This window comes from Devosia yakushimensis (assembly GCF_030159855.1).
In the GTDB taxonomy this organism is placed as follows: Bacteria; Pseudomonadota; Alphaproteobacteria; order Rhizobiales; family Devosiaceae; genus Devosia; species Devosia yakushimensis.
The window spans coordinates 536,432-555,771 of record NZ_BSNG01000001.1 but is presented as its reverse complement, the minus strand read 5'-3'; the positions used below and the strand labels follow the sequence as shown (position 1 = coordinate 555,771).

Below are 19,340 nucleotides of genomic sequence, written 5' to 3'. Positions count from 1 at the left end.
GCTCCTAGAAAATATCGGGCTCCCCGGCCGCCGGGCCAAACTCAGGCAGCAGGTAATCAAAATCACAGCCCTTGTCGGCCTGGCTGACATGGGCGGCATACATCCAGCCATAGCCCCGCCCGAACCGGTCGGCCGGCTTGACCCAGGCAGCCCGGCGGCGCGCCAGCTCGGCATCGTCCACCAGCATATCCAGCCGGCGGTTTGGAATATCGATGCGGATAATGTCGCCATTGCGCAGCAGAGCCAGTGGCCCGCCGACATGCGCCTCGGGCACCACATGCAGCACGCAGGCACCATAGCTGGTGCCGCTCATACGGGCATCCGACAGGCGCAGCATATCGCGATGGCCCTGTTTGAGCAGCGCCTTGGGCATGGGCAGCATGCCCCATTCCGGCATGCCCGGACCGCCCAGCGGACCGGCATTGCGCAGCACCATCACATGGTCCGGGGTAATATCCAGGTTTTCATTATCGACAGCCGCCTTCATCTGCGGATAGCTGTCAAACACCAGCGCGGGCCCCTGATGCACATGAAAGCGGGGATCGCAGGCCACCGGCTTGATCACCGCGCCATCGGGCGCCAGATTGCCCTTGAGCACAGCCAGCGATCCCTCGGGATAGATCGGATTGGACAGCGGCCGGATCACATCGTCATTATAGACTTTCGCATCGGCCAGCGCCGCACCTAGGGTCTCCCCCGAGACCGTCATCGCGCCCAGGTCCAGCCGGTCGCGAATTTGCGCCATCAGCGCTAACAGGCCCCCGGCATAATAGAAGTCTTCCATCAGATAGGTCTGCCCGGAGGGGCGGATATTGGCCAGGACCGGCGTAGTGCGGCCCAATGCGTCCAGATCATCCAGCGTCAGTACCACCCCTGCCCGCCGCGCCATGGCGAGCAGATGGATGACTGCATTGGTCGAACACCCCGTCGCCATGGCCACGATTGCCGCGTTGCGCACTGCGGCCGGAGTGACGATCTGATCCGGCGTCAGCCCCTCCCAAACCATTTCAACGACGCGCCGCCCGCTCTGGGCCGACATGCGGATATGGTTGGCATCGGGCGCAGGAATGGAGGACACCCCCGTCAGTGTCAGCCCCATCGCATCAGCGATGGCCGTCATGGTGGAAGCGGTGCCCATGGTCATGCAATGGCCATAGGAGCGGGCAATGCCCCCTTCGACGCCCTGCCATTGCTTGTCCGATATCGTGCCCGCGCGCCGCTCGTCCCAATATTTCCAGGCGTCCGAGCCGGAGCCAAGCTGCTGGCCGGCATAATTGCCCCGCAACATCGGCCCCGCCGGCAGATAGATCATCGGCATTCCGGCGCTGAGCGCCCCCATGATGAGGCCCGGCGTGGTCTTGTCGCAGCCGCCCATCAGCACCACGCCATCCACGGGATGCGCGCGAATCTGCTCCTCGGTCTCCATCGCCAGGAGATTGCGATAGAGCATGGTCGTCGGTTTCATGAAGTTTTCCGACAATGCCAGAGCCGGCATCTCGACCGGAAAACCACCGGCCTGCAACACGCCGCGCTTCACGTCATCCACACGATGCTTGAAATGCGCGTGGCAGGGATTGAGGTCGGACCAGGTGCTCAAAATGCCGATCAGCGGCTTGCCGGCCCAGTCGCTGGCGTCGTAGCCCATCTGCATCAGCCGCGACCGATGCCCGAAACCACGCAGATCATCCGACGCGAACCAGCGCGCCGAGCGCAGCTCACCCGCTGTCTTGCGGGCGCTCATGCCAATGGCTCCATCGCATCGAAATCGGGCAAGGCGCCGCTGGCATAGCCCACCGCCGCCAGCGAGCCGATGGCGATCTGACCATCGCGGATCGACAAGAGCGGCCCATCGGCACCCGGCTCATAGAGGCCTGCATGGGCCGCCGCGAAGCGCGCCTTCTCCGCCGCCGGAGCGCCCTGCATGCCCGCGACATAATGATGCCCATTGCGCTCGACATGAGACAGACCAAGCAGGGAGACCAGCGCCAGATCCTGCTGCACGGCGAGCCCGGCCTGACAGGTCAAATCCTCACCCGAGACAAACAGCCCCGGCGCGGTGCCGGTTTTGATGCGGATCACCTTGAGCAGCGAGCGATAGATGCCTTTGCAGGTTTTCGAGGACACCCCGGTATAGCCCAGCGCCTTGGCGCGGGCGAAAGCGGCATCGGTGTCGTCGCTTTCGTCGATCAGGAACGGCAATTGCCCCGCCAGACCATCCAACGGCGTATCCATAGCGATCCCGCGCGAAAAAGGCTGTTCGACAAAGGCAATGGCCGCACGCAGCCGGGCTAGTCTGGGCGTAGCCCCAATGCGGGCCAGCAAGGCATCAACCTGTTCTGCGGCCTCGAATTGTTCATTGCCATCGAGCGTGACCCGATAATCGGGCACGCACTCCAGCACGGCGGCTATCTGCAATAGCCGCTCAATGTCGGCATCCCCATCACCGGAAAGCTTGATCTTGAACCAGCGATTACCATAGCGCGCAATCACCGCCTCCAGGCTCTGCGGCAAGCCGTCATGAGCGGGATCGGCAATGTCAGCTTCGCTGATCGGATCGAGCAGACCGATCGTGTGGCGGGCCGCAATCGACGTGCCGGGCCTGAGCGTCGCCAGCACGGCCTCCGCCGCCGTACCGTCGATATCACTGGGCAACATCTCCCCGCCGACACCAATCAGATTGCGCCGCACCGCATCGAAAAACGACAGCTCCGCCAGCCGGCAATAGCCATCAAGCGCCGCCCGCGCGATGAGGGCGGGGCCGAAGCCCGCGGCCAGCGCATTTCCCGGCAGGCGGCGGCTGGTTTCCAGCTCATTGAGCCGGGCGGCGGCAAACAGCGCCATCGGCTCGCTCATCTCCAGCGCGGCGGCAGAGGCCACGCGGATCGAGCTACGCAATTGCTCGACATTCTGCGCCGGCGTCAGTGCCGGGTCTTTGTCGAACCATTTGGGCACCATCATTTCGGCGGCCCCGCCAATGGCGGTTCTCCCGCTCGCATCGGCCACAACCACCCGCACAAAGGCCTGCGGCGCCCGCTCCAAAGTCGCCGCGCCAAACCGGAACGGCAGCCGCAATCGCGTATCCCGCTCGAACGCGTCGATCTCGATGGTCCTTATGCGTGGCGCAGTCATCACGCCATGGTCTCAAGCATGGCGCGCGACACTTCGTGCCATAGCGGCTCATTGCGCAGATGCCGGCGGATTTCATCGACCATGGCCTGCCCCTGACTGCGATGCCCCTCTTCGGTATGGCCCGCCGCATGCGGCGAGATAGTAACATTGCCCAGCGCCGGATCGCGGAACGGACTGTCCTGGGGCAGCGGCTCATCGTCAAACACATCCAGCGCCGCCCTGATGCGGCCCGAGCGGATTTCCGCCAACAGCGCCGCCTCGTCCACCAATTGCGAGCGAGCAGTATTGATGAACAGCGCGCCGGGCCGCAGCAGCGCCAATTCACGCGCGCCGATCATCCGGCGCGTTGCCGGCAGAACCGGCGCATGCAGCGACACGACATCGCTTTGCGCCAGCATATCGTCCAGGCTCACACTGGTAACGCCAAGGGCCGCGGCCTTATCGGCGTCCAGCATCGGATCAACAACCAGAACCCGGCACCCAAACGCCACCAGCAGCCGGATGACCGAGCGCCCCACATAGCCCGCTCCCACAATGCCCACGCTCTGCCCGCCCAGCAGCCGTTGCGGCACCGAGGCGCGCACATCGAGCCATTCACCGCCACTGCGCAATCCATGGTGCAGCAGAGGAATGCCGCGCATAGCCAGCAGCGCCTCCGCCACCACGAATTCGGCCACCGAAGCGGCGATCTTGGACGCCGCATGGGTGACCCTTAGCCCCTCGTCGAACAATTGCGCCGGCACCAATGTCCGCACGCTGCCGGCGGAATGGGCAACCAGCGCAAGCTGCGGATGGCGCTGGCGCGTCGCCACATCGAATGCCGGCGTGCCCCAGCCGGTGAGGCAGGCCGTAGCGCCCTGCAGCAGGGCGTCAACTTCGCCCGCACCAATGGTCGGCCCGGCCGGCCAGCGTACATCGCCAAGTCCGTTCAACTGGGCGATGGAGCCATCGTCCAGCATCATGCGGCGTGTTTTTTCGGTCAGCAGCACCGCAATCACGGGAGTCTGTTTGGTCATGATCTCTACTCTTTGCTTGCGGCCAGACGCCGGAAATAGGCCAGGTCGGCGCGGACCTTGTCGAGCGCCTGCTGGCGGGGAACCCGGTATTGGGAATGCAGCGAAACCACCCCGGCAAAGCCGCTGCGCACCAGATGCGGTACGATCTCATTCCAGGGCACCATGCCCTCGTCGAGCCCATACCAATCCGATTGCCATCTGCGCTGCCCATCAGCGCCATAGGCAGCGGGAAACCAGCCGCCATTCTTGACGCCGATGCAGCAGAACCAGGGCTCAAGCAGATCCAGCGTCACCCGCCAATCCTCGCTGCCTTCGCGCACGATCTGATTGGCCGGGTCGGGATAGGCCCCGATCCGTGTGGGGTCGCGCCCCGCCAGCAATTGTAGGGCCAGGGCGCCGGAACTGTGCAGCGTGCCGCCATGCAATTGCACACTCAGCACAATGCCCAAGCGGCCCGCCAAGGCCTCGAAACCATCGAGATCGCGGCGCGCATCATCCACCTGCGCCTGCCAGCGCCGCATCGGATCATAGCGCCAGAACCCCAGCCGCACTTGCCCGATACCGGTCTCGGCGCAATGCCCCAGCAGCCGAGCCGCCGCCTCATCGGGCCGGGTAGCGTCGATCGTCGCCATAGGCATCCGCACGCCATTCGCGCCGAATACCTTCGCCGCACGGGCAATATCCTGCGGCACCCCCGGCGACACGACATGCCCCTCGCGAATCAGCAGATCGACACAGTCGAAGCCCAGATCGGCGGTAGTCTCGGCGGCCTGTTCCAGGGACAGGCCTTCCAGCGTCTTGGTAAAATAGGCGATATGCATCGATCAGCCCTGCGCCGGAGCAATACAAAGCGGGCTGCGGCGGCCGAAGGCATCGCGGGCGCGGACTGCGTAACGAACACCCGCTGGCGGCGACATATGCAGGAACGCCGTCGAGAGCAGCGGCACGGCACTGACCTGGGTGAAGTTCTCGCCATCACTGCTGGTCAGCACCTCGTAGAAAATGGCCGGCTGCGCATCGCCCGGCGCCCAGAACAGCATGCGCTCTTCCCGCCCACCCAGACCGCGATAGCGCTCAACCACCAGAGCCGTGGGCGCCGCCGGCGGTGTATCGGTATCGGGCACCACCAGCACCTGCGTCAGCGAGGGTAGCGGCACATCGATATCCACGCTCACCCGGCCGTCCTCGGCCTCGATAATGCTGATCGGATGCAGCAAGGCTGGCTCCTGCGCCTTGCGCAGCTCGGCAAATTGCGCCTCGGTGGGTTCGCGCGGCGCGCCGACCGGCTCCCAAGGGCCACGCGGATTGCTCTCGTCGTGCTGGGCTTCCCAAACCTCCATCGGATTGCTGAATTCGTCATCGATCCGCAGCAGGCACAGCCCATGCCGCCCCGCCGCCAGCCCGCTCACCTCCAGCCGGACAGCGGTCCGGCCCGATCGATTGATGGCATCGACGCTATGAATGAGCGTGATCGAGGCCCCGCCCCCTTCCAGCCTGGTCGGCAAAATGGCCAACCCGTCCCCGTCAGGATCAAGCGCCGGCTGCGCGGACACCGCGCAGACCGTGTCGCCAAGCGTCGCCAGCAATTCCATGGAGGTCAGGCCGGGCTTCTTGATCAGCTCGAAGGGCGGCGCGGTATCGACATCGGTCGCCAGTTTACCCAGGTCCGTCTTGTGCTCCCACTGCGCCTTGCCGAAATTGCGTGGCCCGAAATAGGCAAAGATCGTGCGCTGGCCCCAGCCGCCGATAAAGGCGTGGTCATTGCTGAGAAAGGTGAAATCGGCTGCCCCCGGCGCAATGATCCGCCGGTCATGCTGCTCGATGATCTTGGCGATGATACCGGCATAATAGGCTTTGCCATGCCAGGAATGGCGGTCCGTCCAGCCCAATTGCGGGTCGCATTCGTCATTGACGATCGGCAGCCCGGCAAGGCTGGGGTGATGCCGTTTGAGATAATCCACCACCAGCAGCGTACGGTCCACAATGGCTGATGTGTTGGGCGTCAGGTCCTCGACACTGCCATTCACGCCCTTCTCGTGGATCGAGATATAATCGAGGCGCGGCTTCGTGCCGGTGAGGCAGCTCACCCCCGTATCGCAATGCACCATCAGGGCCCGGAAGATCGGCGACAGCGTCCGCGCCGTGCCGGGGCCGCCCATGGGCAGACCAGGATCGACCGCATCGAGCCCGGCGACGCAAGCATCATAGTAATTGGTGTAGCCCTTCTCGCCATAAGTCCACCAACCGGAATCGGCCTCATTGGTCGTCTCGAAATACCAGCTGCGCACCTCGTCCATGCCGTAGCGGCCGACATAGCGCTCGACCGTCGCCGTCACGAGGTCGCGCCAAAGCCGGACCTGGTCCATGTCCTCATAGTCGGTGAACAGGCCCGACGGATTGCCCATCAGCTCGAAAAACGGCTTGAGCCGATGTTCGATCATCACATCGAGCGCGCGGTCGAGCAGCGACCAGTCATACTCCACCCTGCCCGCGCTGCTGGTGGCGCTCAGCAGATTGTAGAGATAATGCACGCGTAGGAAGCGGATACCTTCATTCGGCAATCCTCCAATATGGGCCAGCATCTGGCGCATTTCGGGTTCCAGCAGCAGTTCGGCCGGCGAAAAGCCCGTGCCGCGCCAGAACCGGTTGAACGGGCGCAATGCCTGGCTGGCATCAACAATTATGCGAGTGCGTTCGCGCATGAAGCTGTCGTCTCCTCGGCCGGGCCGATTATTTGAACTTGTCCCGCATCGCATCGATGCCGGGGATCACGCTGGTCAGGTGCTGGTGGGCCGGATCAAATTGCTGGATCAGGCCGCGCCGGTGCTTGCCGACGAGAATGGTGAAGATGTAGCCGCGATGCCCCGGCGAGGTGACGGTGGGGTGATAGCCCCGGTCGAGCAGGAAAGTGTCGCCATGCCGGGTCATCAGCGTCTTGACCGGGCCATCCTGATCATAGGTGAGCTGGCCGCCAAACCCCGTCTCGGGCAGGAAGCGATAGTGATAAAGCTCCTCATGATGGGTCTCGACATCGCCGCTTTCGGTGTCGTGCTTGTGCGGCGGATAGCCCGACCAGCACCCCTCCCCGGCATAGAGTTCGCTCACCAGCAGATTGCCGCAGCGCCCATTCTGCCGCTGCCCGAGCAGATGCACGATCCGACGCTGGCTATGGGTTTCGCGCGAGCCGACTTCGACCGCGTCCACCTCATCGGGCCGAACCCGAAATGGCGCATAGCGCGTGCTGCAAAGCCCGCCGGCAATAGCGACCTCCGCCGAGCCGCGCGCCGTAACCTGCACCTCGGCACCCACCGGCGTGTAGACCGAGTCCGCATTGCCACCCCAGATATCGTCCCGTCCACCAACCCCTTCGAACAAGGTCCCGTCGACTGCAATATCCACCTGCCCCGACAGCACGACATAGAGGCTTTCATGGTGTGGCAATTGCCGCGTGTCCTGCCCTCCAGCAGGCAACGTCAGCAGGTCGAAATAGATCAGTTCCAGCGTTGCCGAAGACGCGTCGACAATTGGCCGCTGGGCGGAGCGCGCGATGAGTTCGGGCATCAGGTCAGCTCCGGGACAGGACTATTGGCAAAGGGATTGAGCGTCAGCTTCTCGGCATGGTGGCAGGCCACTTCGTGCCCCGCGGACGTGACGCTGCGCAATTGCGGCACTTCCTGCCGGCACAAATCCGTGGCGTAGCGGCAGCGCGGATGAAAGGCGCAGCCCGATGGCGCATTGGCCGGATCGGCGACTTCGCCGGCCAAACGAATGCGCTGGCCACGGCGCCGCAGCCGCGGATCGGGGATCGGCACGGCCGAGAGCAGCGCTTCGGTATAGGGATGCAGCGGGCGCGAGAAGATTTCGGCCGTCGGCGCCTTCTCGACCACTCGGCCCACATACATGACCGCGATATTGTCCGAGATATGCCGCACGACCGACAGGTCATGCGCGACGAAAAGGTAGGTCAGGCCCAGCCGCTCTTGCAGGTCCTGCAGCAGATTGATGGTCTGCGCCTGCACGCTGACATCGAGGGCCGACACTGCCTCATCGGCAATCACCAGCCGCGGATTGGAGGCCAGTGCACGAGCAATGCCAATGCGTTGCCGCTCCCCACCCGAAAAGGCATGGGGATAGCGCCGCATATATTCGGGCCGCAGACCCACGCTCTGCATCAGTTCGGCAACCCGATGCTCCAGCTCCTGCCCCTTGACGATGCCGTTAATGCTGAGCACTTCCCCGATAATGTCGATCACCGGCAGGCGCGGATTGAGCGAGGATTGCGGGTCCTGAAACACCATGCGCAGGTCGCGGTGAATTTCGTTGAGCGCCGGTCCGGATAATGAGGCTAGATCGACCGTGCCGCCGCTGCGGTTGCGATAGCGGATTTCTCCACTGGTGGGCTGATAGATGCGCAGCACAGTGCGGGCGAGCGTCGACTTGCCACAGCCCGATTCCCCCACAATACCCAGCGTCTCGCCATCCTCGACGCGCAGCGAAACGCCATCGACGGCTTTGACATGCCCCACAACCCGCCGAAAGGCACCCTTGCGGATGGGAAAATGCATGCGCAGATCGTCAAGCTCGAGCAGCGGCGCGGCAGTAGGCGCGGTCATGATTGTTCTCCCTGATGGAGCAAGCAGCTGACCACATGGCCATTGCCCACACTGACCGGCCGGGGATCTTTGCGGTCGCAAAGGCCGACCACGGCCTCCTTGCAGCGTGGATGAAAGCTGCAGCCTTGCGGTCGCTCGAAGCGCGACGGCACCATGCCTTCAATGATCGCCAGCCGTTCGGTCGGCTCCCCGTGCATGCGGGGCACCGATTGCAGCAGCGCCTTGGTGTAGGGGTGGGACGGCGCATGAAAGATCGTGTCGACATCGCCCGCTTCGACCACCCGGCCGAGATACATCACCACCACCTCATCGGCGATTTCGGCCACCACGCCCAGATCATGGGTAACGAACAAGACCGACAGGCCGAATTCGGCCTGAAGCGAGGACAGCAGGTCCAGAATATTGGCCTGCGTGGTTACATCGAGCGCCGTGGTCGGCTCGTCAGCAATCAGCAGCTTGGGCCGGCAGGCCAGCGCCAGAGCAATGCAGACGCGCTGCCGCATGCCGCCGGAGAATTGAAACGCATAGCTTTCCATCCGGTCGGCCGGCCGAGGAATGCCAACCAGCGCCAGCGTTTCGATGGCATGTTCCCGCGCTTCCTTGCGGCCCATTTTCAGATGCAGGCGGATCACCTCCATCATCTGGTTGCCGATCGTATGCACGGGCGACAAAGCCGCCATCGGCTCCTGGCTGATCAGCCCGATCTGGGCGCCGCGAATGGCCCGCATTTCGCGGCCGCGTGGGTCGAGCCCCACCAGGTCAACCGCTGGTTCCGCCGGATCGGGCCGATAGCGAATGGCGCCCGATACGATGCGCCCGCCACGCGGCACCTGGTTGAGAATGGAACGGCCGGTAATGCTCTTGCCGGAGCCGGATTCCCCCACCACGCAGACGGTCTTGCCGCGCGGAATGGTGAAGGATACGCCATCGACCGCCCGCACCATGCCAGCCCCGCCGAAAAAATGGGTGGCCAGATTATCCACCTCGATCAGCGGATCGGGATCAACCTGCGGCATGCGGGCGGCGGTATCAATATTCATAGGGGTCTGCAGCATCACGAAGTCCATCGCCGAGGAAATTGAGGGCCAGCACGGTGACGATCACGGCCAGGCCGGGAAGGAACAGCCAGGGCGCGCTGGAGACGGCGAGAATGTTCTGGGCTTCCTGCAGCAACACGCCCCAGCTCACCACCGGTGGACGTAGTCCGATGCCAAGGAAGGAAAGCGCGGTTTCCGCCAGGATCATCGTCGGAATGGCCAGCGTCACCGAAGCGATGATGTGGCTCATGAAGGAGGGCACCATATGCCGCCAGATGATGCGCATCTGCGAACAGCCATCGAGCCGCGCGGCAATGACGAAATCCTCGGTCTTGAGCGACAGGAACCGTCCGCGCACCACCCGCGCCAGATCGGTCCAGCCGATCAGCGACAGGATGATGGTGATCCAGAGATAAACCAGCAGCGGATCGGCACTGATCGGCACTGCCGCCGCCAGCCCCATCCACAACGGAATGGTTGGGATCGAATTGAGCAGCTCAATGCAGCGCTGGATCACATCGTCGAGCCAGCCGCCATAGAGCCCGGACAGCCCACCTAGAATAATACCCAGCACGAGGCTGATAGTGACCCCGATCAGCCCCACCGACATGGAAACCCGAGTGCCGTGGATAGTGCGACTGAACACGTCGCGGCCCAGCCGGTCAGCGCCGAACAGATAGAAGGGATTGCCCGCCTCCACCGGTCCGATCAGGTGCCTGTCGGATTCGAACAGGCCCCAGAGCTTGTAGGGCTCGCCTTTGACGAAAAAACCCACCGGGATGACGATCGAGGGATCGACCTCATAGGTGCGATTGAGTGCGATCGGGTCGATCTTGACGCTATAGCCATTAACGTAAAGGGGCTGGAACACACCCGAACTATCGTAGCCGGCGAACCTGACCTGCTGGGGCGGTGCGTAGGTGTATCGGGAATCGTAGGTTTGGGAGGAGAGCGGCGCCAGGAACTCGGCAAAGATCGCCACCATATAGATCAGCAGCAGAATGACACCCGAGGCCAGAGCCAGCCGGTGGCGGCAGAAGCGCCACCAGATCAGCTGCCACTGCCCGGCGGCAGCAACCTTGTTTTCGGCCTTGGGTTCAGGCGATAGCGCAATGGCTTGATCAGTCATTTCAGTCAAATCCTTCAGCCGTTGCGAATGCGTGGATCGAGCCAGGCAAGCAGCAGGTCGGAAATCAGGGTGCCGATCAGTGTCAGCATGCTCATCAGCAGGATGAAGCTGCCGGCCAGATACATGTCCTGGGCAAAGAGCGCGCTGAGCAGTAGCGGCCCGGTTGTGGGCAGGCTCAGCACAATGGAAACCACCACCGCGCCCGACACGAGATGCGGCAACACCCAGCCAACGGTCGAAATGAATGGGTTGAGCGCCACCCGCACCGGATACTTCAGCAGAAGCCGGATCTCGCCCAGACCCCGGGCGCGGGCCATGTCTACATAGGGCTTGTTCAGCTCATCGAGCAGATTGGCCCGCATGATGCGGATCAGCGCGGCTGTGGACCCGGTGCCGAGCACGATTATCGGTATCCACATATGGGACATCAGATCGGCGAACTTGCCCCAGCTCCAGGCGGCATTGATGTAATCGGGCGAAAACAGCCCACCCACGCTCTGGCCGAAATATTGGGCCGAAACGAACATGAGCACCAAAGCCAGCAGGAAATTGGGAATGGCCAGCCCGAGAAAGCCCAGGAAGGTGGCGAAATAGTCGCCTACCGAATACTGTCGCACCGCCGAATAGATGCCGATCGGGAAGGCTACGGCCCAAACAAAAATCAGCGTCGTGACCGAAACCACCATGGTCAGGTTGAGCCGGCCCCAGATCAGCTCGCTGACCGGCTTGTTCCAGTCGAAGGATTGGCCGAAATCGCCACGCAGCACGATGCCGCTGATCCATTTCCAATATTGCACGACCCACGGCTGATCGAGCCCATAGCGCTCACGCAGGCCAGCCAGCACGCCGGGATCGATGGACTCGCTCTGGGACGCCAGACGCGCCGTCATGGCCGTCAGAAAATCGCCGGGTGGCAATTGGATGATGATGAAGGTGACCATGGAAATCACTGCCATCATGGGGATCATGTAGAGCAGGCGTCTGATGATGTAGCCAACCATGTGCAAGTTCCTGACAATTAGGCGAACGGGCAAGCGCGCGGGTGTCCGGGCGACCACAATGGGCAGGGCGGCGCCCGATGGCGTCGCCCCGCTAGCTGCGTGTCGTTACTGTGCGTAGTAGAAGGTCTCGGGCTTGGCCGGCCCCGGCATCATGTAGAATGACGTGCTGGGGATGACGTCGGGCACGTTGTGCATATTGGTCTTGACGATGCCGACGCGATCCGGCTCGAGATTGGTGCCGATGATGTAGAACTCGTCGCGGGTGATGGCGAGCAGCTCCTTCATCAGGGCCAGGGCCGCCTCGACCGTGGGGGCTTCCTGCACCTGCCGGTAGAGATCCATCTGCTTCTTGGCGGCCGGGCTCGGCTCCTCGGCATTGGGATCATTGGGGTTCTGGTAATAGAGGCCCCAGGCCGTGGCAAAGCTCGATTCCTGCTCATGGGGGAAATACCACTTGGGATCGAGCAGGCCGAGGAAGTCGTAACCGCCGCCGCCAACCCAGCCGAGCCCGTCATTGTCGTTGGTCTGCAGGCGCGCAAAGATCAGCGAACGCTCGGCCGGACGGGGCTGCATGTCGATGCCGACGGCGCGCCAATAGCGCTGGATCATTTCGAGCGCATCGACCTGGATCGGGCTGCCCGTCAACGCGTCGATGGCAAAGGTGATCCGCTTGCCGTCCGACCCAAGCCGGAACCCTTCGGCATCGCGTTCGGCAATGCCCGCCTTGTCGAGATATTCATTGGCCAGATCGACATTGTATTCGAGATATTGCGTGGCCATCTGCTCGTCATAAAGCGCAGTGCCTTCGCGTGGCGCCGCCTGATAGGGCTTGGCCTGTCCGGCATAGATGAGCTGGTTCAGCTCCTCGCGGTTGATGGCGTGGCTGAGCCCGATGCGGAAATCCTTGTTGGAAAACACAGCGCGCAAAGCCGGGTTCTTATGCGTCTGGTTGAGCGTGATCAATAGGGCATTGGACCAGGCCGGCCTGGCGATGAACAAGTCATAGCCGCCCTTTTCTCGGTTCTGCACGATCACCGGACGGGCGTCGGTGGTTTCGATAAAGCGGTTCTGCATATCGATATCCCCGCTGATCGCCTTGAGGATGATCGCCTGGGTATCTTCCATCACGTCGATGGTGATGCGGTCGATATAGGGGAGCTGATTGCCCTCAGTATCGACCTTGGGATAGTAGGGATTGCGCTCGCCCACGACCTGGGTCGTGCCGCTATAGGGCGAGCTCATGACCCATGGATCAAGCGTGGGCCGGCCCAGATCGCGCCAGCGGCCGGGAAAGCCGACCTTGTTGTTGAACAGCTGCACCCAATCGGTCGCACCGGCAGCCTTTACCAGCGCTTCGATCCCATCGGGATTGAACTCCTTGTGGAACTGCCGCAGATAATGCGCCGGTGCGCCGGCCAGGATATCGGCGCCGCGCACCGTGGCCATGTTCATCAGGAACAGCCCGTTCGGCGCGGCGAATTTGAAGGCAACCTTGTTGTCGCCGAGATCTTCCACTTTGACGGGCTCTCCGCCCGCCATCAGCCAGGCCGGCGGGGATGGCGTGATCTCGGTATTGCGCAACACATTCTCGTTCCAGAACACCAGATCGTCGGCGGTGAACGGCTCGCCATCGGACCAGCGGGTGCCCGCGCGCAGCGTGAACACATATTCGGTGGCGTCCGCATTGACCTCGACGCTTTCGGCAATGTCGGGGATCACTTCGGTCCATTCGAAATTCCAGCGCACCAGCCGCGAATAGCCGATGGTCCGCTCGATTTCGCTGTCGCCGCCGCCAAAGGTGGCGGTGCGCCAGGTGCCGCCATAGCTGCCCACCGATTCAAGCGGGGTCAGCACCAATGGGTTCGTCGGCAGCCGCTCCTCAACGGGTGGCAACGAACCGGCATCCACCAGCGCCTTGAGCTGTGGTGCCTCCTGAAAGCCGAAAGCGGCGCCGGCCCATGTACTGGCCAGCATCGCTATTGCAACGGCAGACACAACCTGCCGTCGCAGAACTCCGAAATTCTGCATCCAATCCTCCCATGATTTCGAGCTACGTTATCGTTAACGTCGTTTCTTATTTTTCGGAACGTTATCGTTACCGTTATTTCTTGTCAAAGAGATTCGATATGCCCTATATTTGCGCCGGAAACCCTTGGAATTTCTGGCGCCTATGTTAGTTATCGTTACCGTAAAGTGCTATAATTTGATGAGACAGCGCCGTTGAGACGCCCCAAAAATACCGAACCCAAGATCACCATTGCCGATGTCGCCCGCGCTGCGGGTGTCTCGCCGATGACGGTATCGCGGGTGCTGAACGATCGCGGCGGCGCCAGCGCCGAAACCAGCGAACGTATCGTCGCGGCGGCGAACGAGCTCAACTACCGCCCCAATCCCTTTGCCCGCGGCCTGCGCTCGGATCGCTCCAAAACCATCGGCCTCCTGGTGCCCGACATCACCAACCCCTTCTTCCCCGAAGTCATCCGCGGCGCCGAGGATGCAGCCAGCGCCGCCGGCTACAATCTGCTGCTCTCCAATGTGGTGGAAAGCAGCAAGCGCGAGGAAGAACTCATCGAAGCGCTGCTGCTGCATCGCGTTGATGGCATCATCGTCTGTAGCGCACGCCTGCCCGACGCCGCCCTGCACAAGGCGCTCGAACCCCATCGCGCCGTCGTGCTGATCAACCGCGAAGCCCCCAACGACGTCGCCGGCACCATCACCACCGATTACGAAGCCGGTGCCTCGCTGGCCATCGATCATCTGGTCCAGCGCGGCCGCCGCAAGATCGGCATCATCGCCGGCCCGCGCAGCTCCTTCGGCGGCAAGAGCCGGCTGGTGGGCTTCCGCGCCACCCTGGCCGCGCATGGGCTCAAGGCCCAGGGCATCGTCTATTGCGACCCTACGGTCACGGGCGGCCAGAGCGCCGCCACCCAATTGCTGGCCGAGACGTCCGATATCGACGCTCTCGTCTGCTACAACGATCTCAACGCCATCGGCGCTATGAAGGCCTGCCGGGCCGCCGGCATCGCCATCCCCGAACAGATCGCCCTGGTCGGGTTCGACGACATCCCCATTGCCGAATTGCTCTCGCCCACCCTCACCACCCTGCGCGTGCAAAAACGCGAAATGGGCGAAGAGGCCGTGCGCCTGCTGCTCAGCCGCATCGCCACCAAAAACCATCAGCATGGCATCGTCATCGTCCCCGAACTCATCGTTCGCGAGACCAGCTGAGCTTTCATCACCCGGAGGAGGACTATCCATGTCAGCACAGGACCTGCAGCCGCTCGCGCTGCACCAAGACAAGAAAGCCTGGTTCATTCACGACCGTTTCGGTCTCTTCGTGCATTGGGGGCTCTATGCTCTCCCCGCGCGCCACGAATGGGTCAAGAGCCGCGAAGAGCTCTCCGACGCGGACTATCAGAGATATTTCGACAATTTCGATCCCGACCTCTACGACCCCAGGGAATGGGCCCGTCGCGCCAAGGCCGCCGGTATGAAATATGTAGTGCTGACCACCAAGCATCATGACGGCTTCTGCCTGTGGGACACCAAGGCCACCGATTTCAAATCGACCAACACCCCCTATGGTCGCGACCTGCTCACCCCCTTCGTCGACGCCTTCCGTGCCGAAGGCCTCAAGATCGGCTTCTATTATTCGCTGATCGACTGGCACCACCCCGACTTCACCGTCGATCCCCGCCATCCCCAGCGCAACCACCCCGACGCCCTCAAGATCAATGAGGGCCGCGACATGCACCGCTACGCCGCCTTCATGCGCGAGCAGGTGACCGAATTGCTGACCCAGTTCGGCCGCATCGACATCATGTGGTTCGATTTCAGCTATCCGCAGTGGAAGCAGGGCGAACTGGTCGGCAAGGGCCACCAGGATTGGGAAAGTGAAAAGCTCGTCCGCCTGGTGCGGGAGCTAGCGCCCGATATCATCATCAACAACAGGCTCGATCTGGCGGGCCTGCCCGCCGATATCACCACGCCCGAGCAATATACCCCGCGCGCCTGGCCGCAACGCGGTGGTAAGCGCGTCACCTGGGAAGCCTGCCACACGCTGAGCGGCTCCTGGGGTTATCACCGCGACGAAGACACCTGGAAAAGCACCGAACAACTGGTGCAAATGCTGATCGGCACGGTCGCCATGGGCGGCAACCTCTTGATGAATGTCGGCCCCACCGCCCGCGGCACGCTCGACCACCGCGCCATCGCCGCTCTCGATGCCTACGAACAATGGATGGCGGCGCACGAACGCAGTATCGTGAGCTGCACCCAATCCGAATTTGCCGCCCCCACCGATTGCCGGCTGACCCAGAATGGCGACAAGCTCTACATCCACCTCTTCAACTGGCCGTTCAAACACCTCCATTTCGACGCCCTGGCCGGCAAGGTCGAATATGCCCAATTCCTGCATGACGGCAGCGAAGTCACCTGGCTGAAACCCGCTGCCAATGCGCTCTGGGCCAATACCCAGTTCCCCGTCAGCCCGGATGAAATGACCTTTGTGCTACCGATACGCCGTCCCCAGGTCGTCGTCCCGGTCATCGAGGTCACACTCAAGCACTAGCGGTTTGGGTCGGCGTCGCTCGGCGCCGGCTCGCCCAAACTTCAGTTGACGTTTCAGGACAAGGTCGAGGCGCGAACAAGCAGTTCAGGCGAAATTTTGGAGTTTTGGGGCAAGTTATCGGCCGATAGTCCCAGCAGGCTCAAAAGTGTCGCAGCCGTTTGCCGGCCAATCTGTTCTGGAAACGGATTGACGGTGGTCAGCGGCGGCACGCAGATTTCTGCAACCTCGTAATTGCCGAAACCGGCTATGGCCATCTGATCGGGCACGGCAATGCCCAGGCGTTGGCATTCTGTCAGCGCACCGAAGGCAACGAGATCGGAGACGCAGAGGACAGCATCCGTATCAGGCGCCTGCTGCAACAGGGCGCGGGTGGCGGCGGCGCCTTCGAGCATGGAAACCGGCGGGACGCCGGCCGCGATCAGGCGGGTGGCGTCGAGGCCGTGGCGCTGCATGGCCGCGATGAAGCCTGCCCGGCGGTCGGCGCCGCGGGAGTCCCGCCCCGCTTCGCCGCCGATGAAAGCGATACGCGTTCGGCCCGTACTCACCAGATGGTCGATGAGCATGCCGGCCGCTGCAGCATTGGAAAAGCCGACGACATGCCCAACGGGCTGACCCGGAAGATCCCAGATTTCGACAACGGGGATGCCGGCGCTTTCCAGCAGGCGGCGGCAGCGCGGAGTGTGCTGCCCGCCAGTGACGACGATGGCCTCCGGGCGGCGACGGAGCAATTGCTCGACCAGCGCCTCTTCCTGGTCGATGTCATAGTCGGTGTAACCCAGGAGCGGCTGCAGGCCGTGCACCTTCAGCCCATCGGAGAGCCCCCGCACCGTGTCGGCAAAGTTGGCGTTGTTGATGGAGGGGATGGTGACGGCGACGAAGCCGGTGCGCTGCTGGCGCAGGTTGGCGGCAGTGCTGTCGAATACATAGCCGAGCTCCTCCACCGCCTGTCGGATGGCTTCGCGCGTCTGTGTATTGACGGAAGTGCCGTCACGCAGAGCGCGGCTCACGGTCATGGGAGAGACGCCGACCTTGCGGGCAATGTCCTGCATGGTCGGCGGTTTGCGCGGCGGCATCAGCAGTCCCGGCGAGAGCGAATTGGCACGGCCAAGTGATCAGCAAGCGACATGTTGTTCAAGCCAGAACTCAAAGCTCTTCATAATCTTCCGCCGACATCACGTGATGGTGGATACGGCCGGTGAAGAAGCGGGCAAGCACGGACTCGGTGGCGGCACGTGCTTCAGTGCGGATCGGGCTGGCAAGGGCTGCATCGACCGCGGCCACATCGGGATAGGAGACAGACAGGACCATTGGAAATTCGGGGGCGCCATCATCGCGCTTGACGGCATAGCTCACGCGCACCGAGAGGGCACCGGGGAAGCGCTTCCAGAGCGGCAGGATTTCCGTGGTCACCGCAGCACGGAATGCGGCCCCCTGACCCTCGCTCACCTTGCCTTCGAACAGCGCGTAACGGGTAATCACTCAAACTTCTCCTTGCTGGGACCGCTGAAAAATTCCATCAGCGCGGCCTGATCCTCGCCCCCAAGGCCCGCTGCGGTGAGCAAGCGATGAATCTCCGCCGCAAGAGCGGTCAGGGGCATACTGGTCTGGGTCTGGCGCGCCAGTTCGCGGGCGCCATCGAGGTCCTTGACCATATTGTCTATGCGACCGGTGCGTCGATAATCTCGGGCGGCAAAGCGCGGCATGTATTCCTGCAGCAATGCGCTGTCGGCCCGGCCGCCTTTAAGGGCCGATGGAATGCGATCGACTTTGACGCCGGCCGCCTCGGCAAGAGCGGTGGCTTCGGCGACGGCCATGAAGCCAAGGCCGCAGAGGACCTGATTCACGATCTTGGTCGTCTGGCCGGTGCCCACATCGCCCATATGGGTCTGGTTGGACGCCACATGTGCGAGAATATCCTGTGCCTCGCGGACATCGGCTTTGGCCCCACCTTGCATGAGCGTCAACTGGCCGATTTCGGCTTTGGGCGCGCCACCGGAAAGCGGACTATCGACCCAGCGCAGGCCGCGTTCAGCGGCCTCGACCGCCAGCGCGCGCGTTTCGGCAGGATCGATGGAAGACATGTCGATGATGAGGAGCCCCCGTTCCGCACCAGCCGCAACCCCTTCGGGTCCGAAGACTGCAGCGCGTACAATACGCGGGGCGTTGAGACTGAGGATGACGGCACGGGCGCCCCTGGCGGCTTCGGCCGCACTCATCGCGGCAATTGCGCCTTTGGAGACCAGCGCCGCGACCTTTTCCTTATCGAGATCAAAGACCTTTAGCGGCGCACCGACACCGGCAAGACGCGCGCCGATGGCGCCACCCATGGCGCCGGCACCAATCAGACCAATATGACCGGTCATGAGCGAACTTCTCCTAAAGCAATGCAGGCAGCGTCGATCAATTGGTCGACCGGCCGGGCAATATCGAGGGTGATGGCTTCGTCCGGTCCCGGCGCCTCAAGTGCCGCAAACTGGCTATCGAGCAGGCTTGCCGGCATGTAGTGACCACTGCGCGCTGCCATTCGTTCGGCGATCAAGGCCCTGTCGCCGGCCAAATGCACGAAGACTACCCGACCGCCCGCCCCCTGCCGGATGCGGTGGCGATAGGCGCGCTTCAGGGCGGAACAGGATACCACCGCGGGATGCTTGAGCGTTTCGGCGACCCGATCGAGCCACGGCCAGCGGTCCTCGTCGGTCAGCGGCGTACCACTGCGCATTTTTCTGACATTGGCAGCCGAATGCAGCGCGTCGCCCTCGAAATAGGTGAGGCCAAGCCGGCTGGCCAAGGCCTGGCCGAAACTCGACTTGCCGCAGCCGGACACGCCCATGACCACGATGCGCAT

The 19,340-nt window shown here is 63.0% G+C and carries 17 protein-coding genes; 2 read left to right on the top strand and 15 right to left on the bottom strand.

Annotation, left to right across the window (positions count from 1 at the left end; translation table 11 throughout):
* Positions 1–4: 4 nt before the first annotated feature.
* The 11 genes from araD to QQL79_RS02535 form a co-directional block, all read right to left on the bottom strand.
* Positions 5–1,741, bottom strand: a complete 1,737-nt coding sequence (araD, locus tag QQL79_RS02585; RefSeq protein WP_284387625.1) for an L-arabinonate dehydratase — start codon at positions 1,739–1,741, stop codon at positions 5–7.
* Positions 1,738–3,129 carry an enolase-like domain-containing protein gene (locus QQL79_RS02580; protein WP_284387623.1) on the bottom strand — a complete coding sequence of 464 codons (1,392 nt, stop codon included), beginning with the start codon at positions 3,127–3,129 and terminating at the stop codon, positions 1,738–1,740. Before QQL79_RS02580 ends, araD begins: the two co-directional genes overlap by 4 nt.
* The gene (locus tag QQL79_RS02575) at positions 3,129–4,145 is read right to left on the bottom strand and encodes a hydroxyacid dehydrogenase (protein ID WP_284387621.1); all 1,017 of its coding nucleotides are present in this window, start codon (positions 4,143–4,145) and stop codon (positions 3,129–3,131) included. Before QQL79_RS02575 ends, QQL79_RS02580 begins: the two co-directional genes overlap by 1 nt.
* A gap of 5 nt (positions 4,146–4,150) precedes the next feature.
* On the bottom strand, positions 4,151–4,966 hold the full coding sequence (locus tag QQL79_RS02570; protein ID WP_284387619.1) for a sugar phosphate isomerase/epimerase family protein: 816 nt from the start codon (positions 4,964–4,966) through the stop codon (positions 4,151–4,153).
* A 3-nt stretch (positions 4,967–4,969) separates the two neighbouring features.
* Entirely contained in the window at positions 4,970–6,847 is a 1,878-nt protein-coding gene (locus QQL79_RS02565) for a GH39 family glycosyl hydrolase (protein ID WP_284387617.1), read from the bottom strand.
* A gap of 28 nt (positions 6,848–6,875) precedes the next feature.
* Positions 6,876–7,706: a 5-deoxy-glucuronate isomerase gene (locus QQL79_RS02560; protein ID WP_284387615.1), complete on the bottom strand. Its 831-nt coding sequence runs from the start codon at positions 7,704–7,706 to the stop codon at positions 6,876–6,878.
* Complete coding sequence (locus QQL79_RS02555) at positions 7,706–8,758, bottom strand: ABC transporter ATP-binding protein (RefSeq protein WP_284387613.1); 1,053 nt, start codon at positions 8,756–8,758, stop codon at positions 7,706–7,708. Before QQL79_RS02555 ends, QQL79_RS02560 begins: the two co-directional genes overlap by 1 nt.
* Positions 8,755–9,813 (bottom strand): ABC transporter ATP-binding protein, encoded by a 1,059-nt coding sequence (locus tag QQL79_RS02550; RefSeq protein WP_284387611.1) that lies wholly within the window; start codon positions 9,811–9,813, stop codon positions 8,755–8,757. The genes QQL79_RS02555 and QQL79_RS02550 overlap by 4 nt, the downstream gene beginning before the upstream one ends.
* Positions 9,788–10,924: an ABC transporter permease gene (locus QQL79_RS02545; RefSeq protein ID WP_284387609.1), complete on the bottom strand. Its 1,137-nt coding sequence runs from the start codon at positions 10,922–10,924 to the stop codon at positions 9,788–9,790. Before QQL79_RS02545 ends, QQL79_RS02550 begins: the two co-directional genes overlap by 26 nt.
* Before the next feature lie 14 nt (positions 10,925–10,938).
* Positions 10,939–11,925: an ABC transporter permease gene (locus tag QQL79_RS02540; protein ID WP_284387607.1), complete on the bottom strand. Its 987-nt coding sequence runs from the start codon at positions 11,923–11,925 to the stop codon at positions 10,939–10,941.
* Positions 11,926–12,030: 105 nt separating this feature from the next.
* Positions 12,031–13,953, bottom strand: a complete 1,923-nt coding sequence (locus QQL79_RS02535) for an ABC transporter substrate-binding protein (protein WP_284387605.1) — start codon at positions 13,951–13,953, stop codon at positions 12,031–12,033.
* A gap of 192 nt (positions 13,954–14,145) precedes the next feature.
* On the opposite strand from QQL79_RS02535, the gene QQL79_RS02530 reads away from it, so the two are divergent.
* Both QQL79_RS02530 and QQL79_RS02525 read left to right on the top strand, forming a co-directional pair.
* A complete protein-coding gene (locus tag QQL79_RS02530; protein ID WP_284387603.1) occupies positions 14,146–15,153 on the top strand; it encodes a LacI family DNA-binding transcriptional regulator in 1,008 nt (335 codons plus the stop codon).
* Positions 15,154–15,181: 28 nt separating this feature from the next.
* Positions 15,182–16,495, top strand: a complete 1,314-nt coding sequence (locus tag QQL79_RS02525; RefSeq protein WP_284387602.1) for an alpha-L-fucosidase — start codon at positions 15,182–15,184, stop codon at positions 16,493–16,495.
* A 53-nt stretch (positions 16,496–16,548) separates the two neighbouring features.
* Here the strand turns inward: QQL79_RS02525 and QQL79_RS02520 are convergent, their stop codons facing one another.
* From QQL79_RS02520 to QQL79_RS02505, 4 genes are all read right to left on the bottom strand, one after another.
* The gene (locus QQL79_RS02520) at positions 16,549–17,568 is read right to left on the bottom strand and encodes a LacI family DNA-binding transcriptional regulator (protein WP_370461170.1); all 1,020 of its coding nucleotides are present in this window, start codon (positions 17,566–17,568) and stop codon (positions 16,549–16,551) included.
* Between the two features lie 70 nt (positions 17,569–17,638).
* Positions 17,639–17,974: a hypothetical protein gene (locus QQL79_RS02515; RefSeq protein ID WP_284387601.1), complete on the bottom strand. Its 336-nt coding sequence runs from the start codon at positions 17,972–17,974 to the stop codon at positions 17,639–17,641.
* The gene (locus QQL79_RS02510; RefSeq protein ID WP_284387600.1) at positions 17,971–18,858 is read right to left on the bottom strand and encodes an NAD(P)-dependent oxidoreductase; all 888 of its coding nucleotides are present in this window, start codon (positions 18,856–18,858) and stop codon (positions 17,971–17,973) included. The genes QQL79_RS02515 and QQL79_RS02510 overlap by 4 nt, the downstream gene beginning before the upstream one ends.
* Positions 18,855–19,340, bottom strand: coding sequence for a gluconokinase (locus QQL79_RS02505; protein ID WP_284387598.1), 486 nt, complete (start codon positions 19,338–19,340; stop codon positions 18,855–18,857). The genes QQL79_RS02510 and QQL79_RS02505 overlap by 4 nt, the downstream gene beginning before the upstream one ends.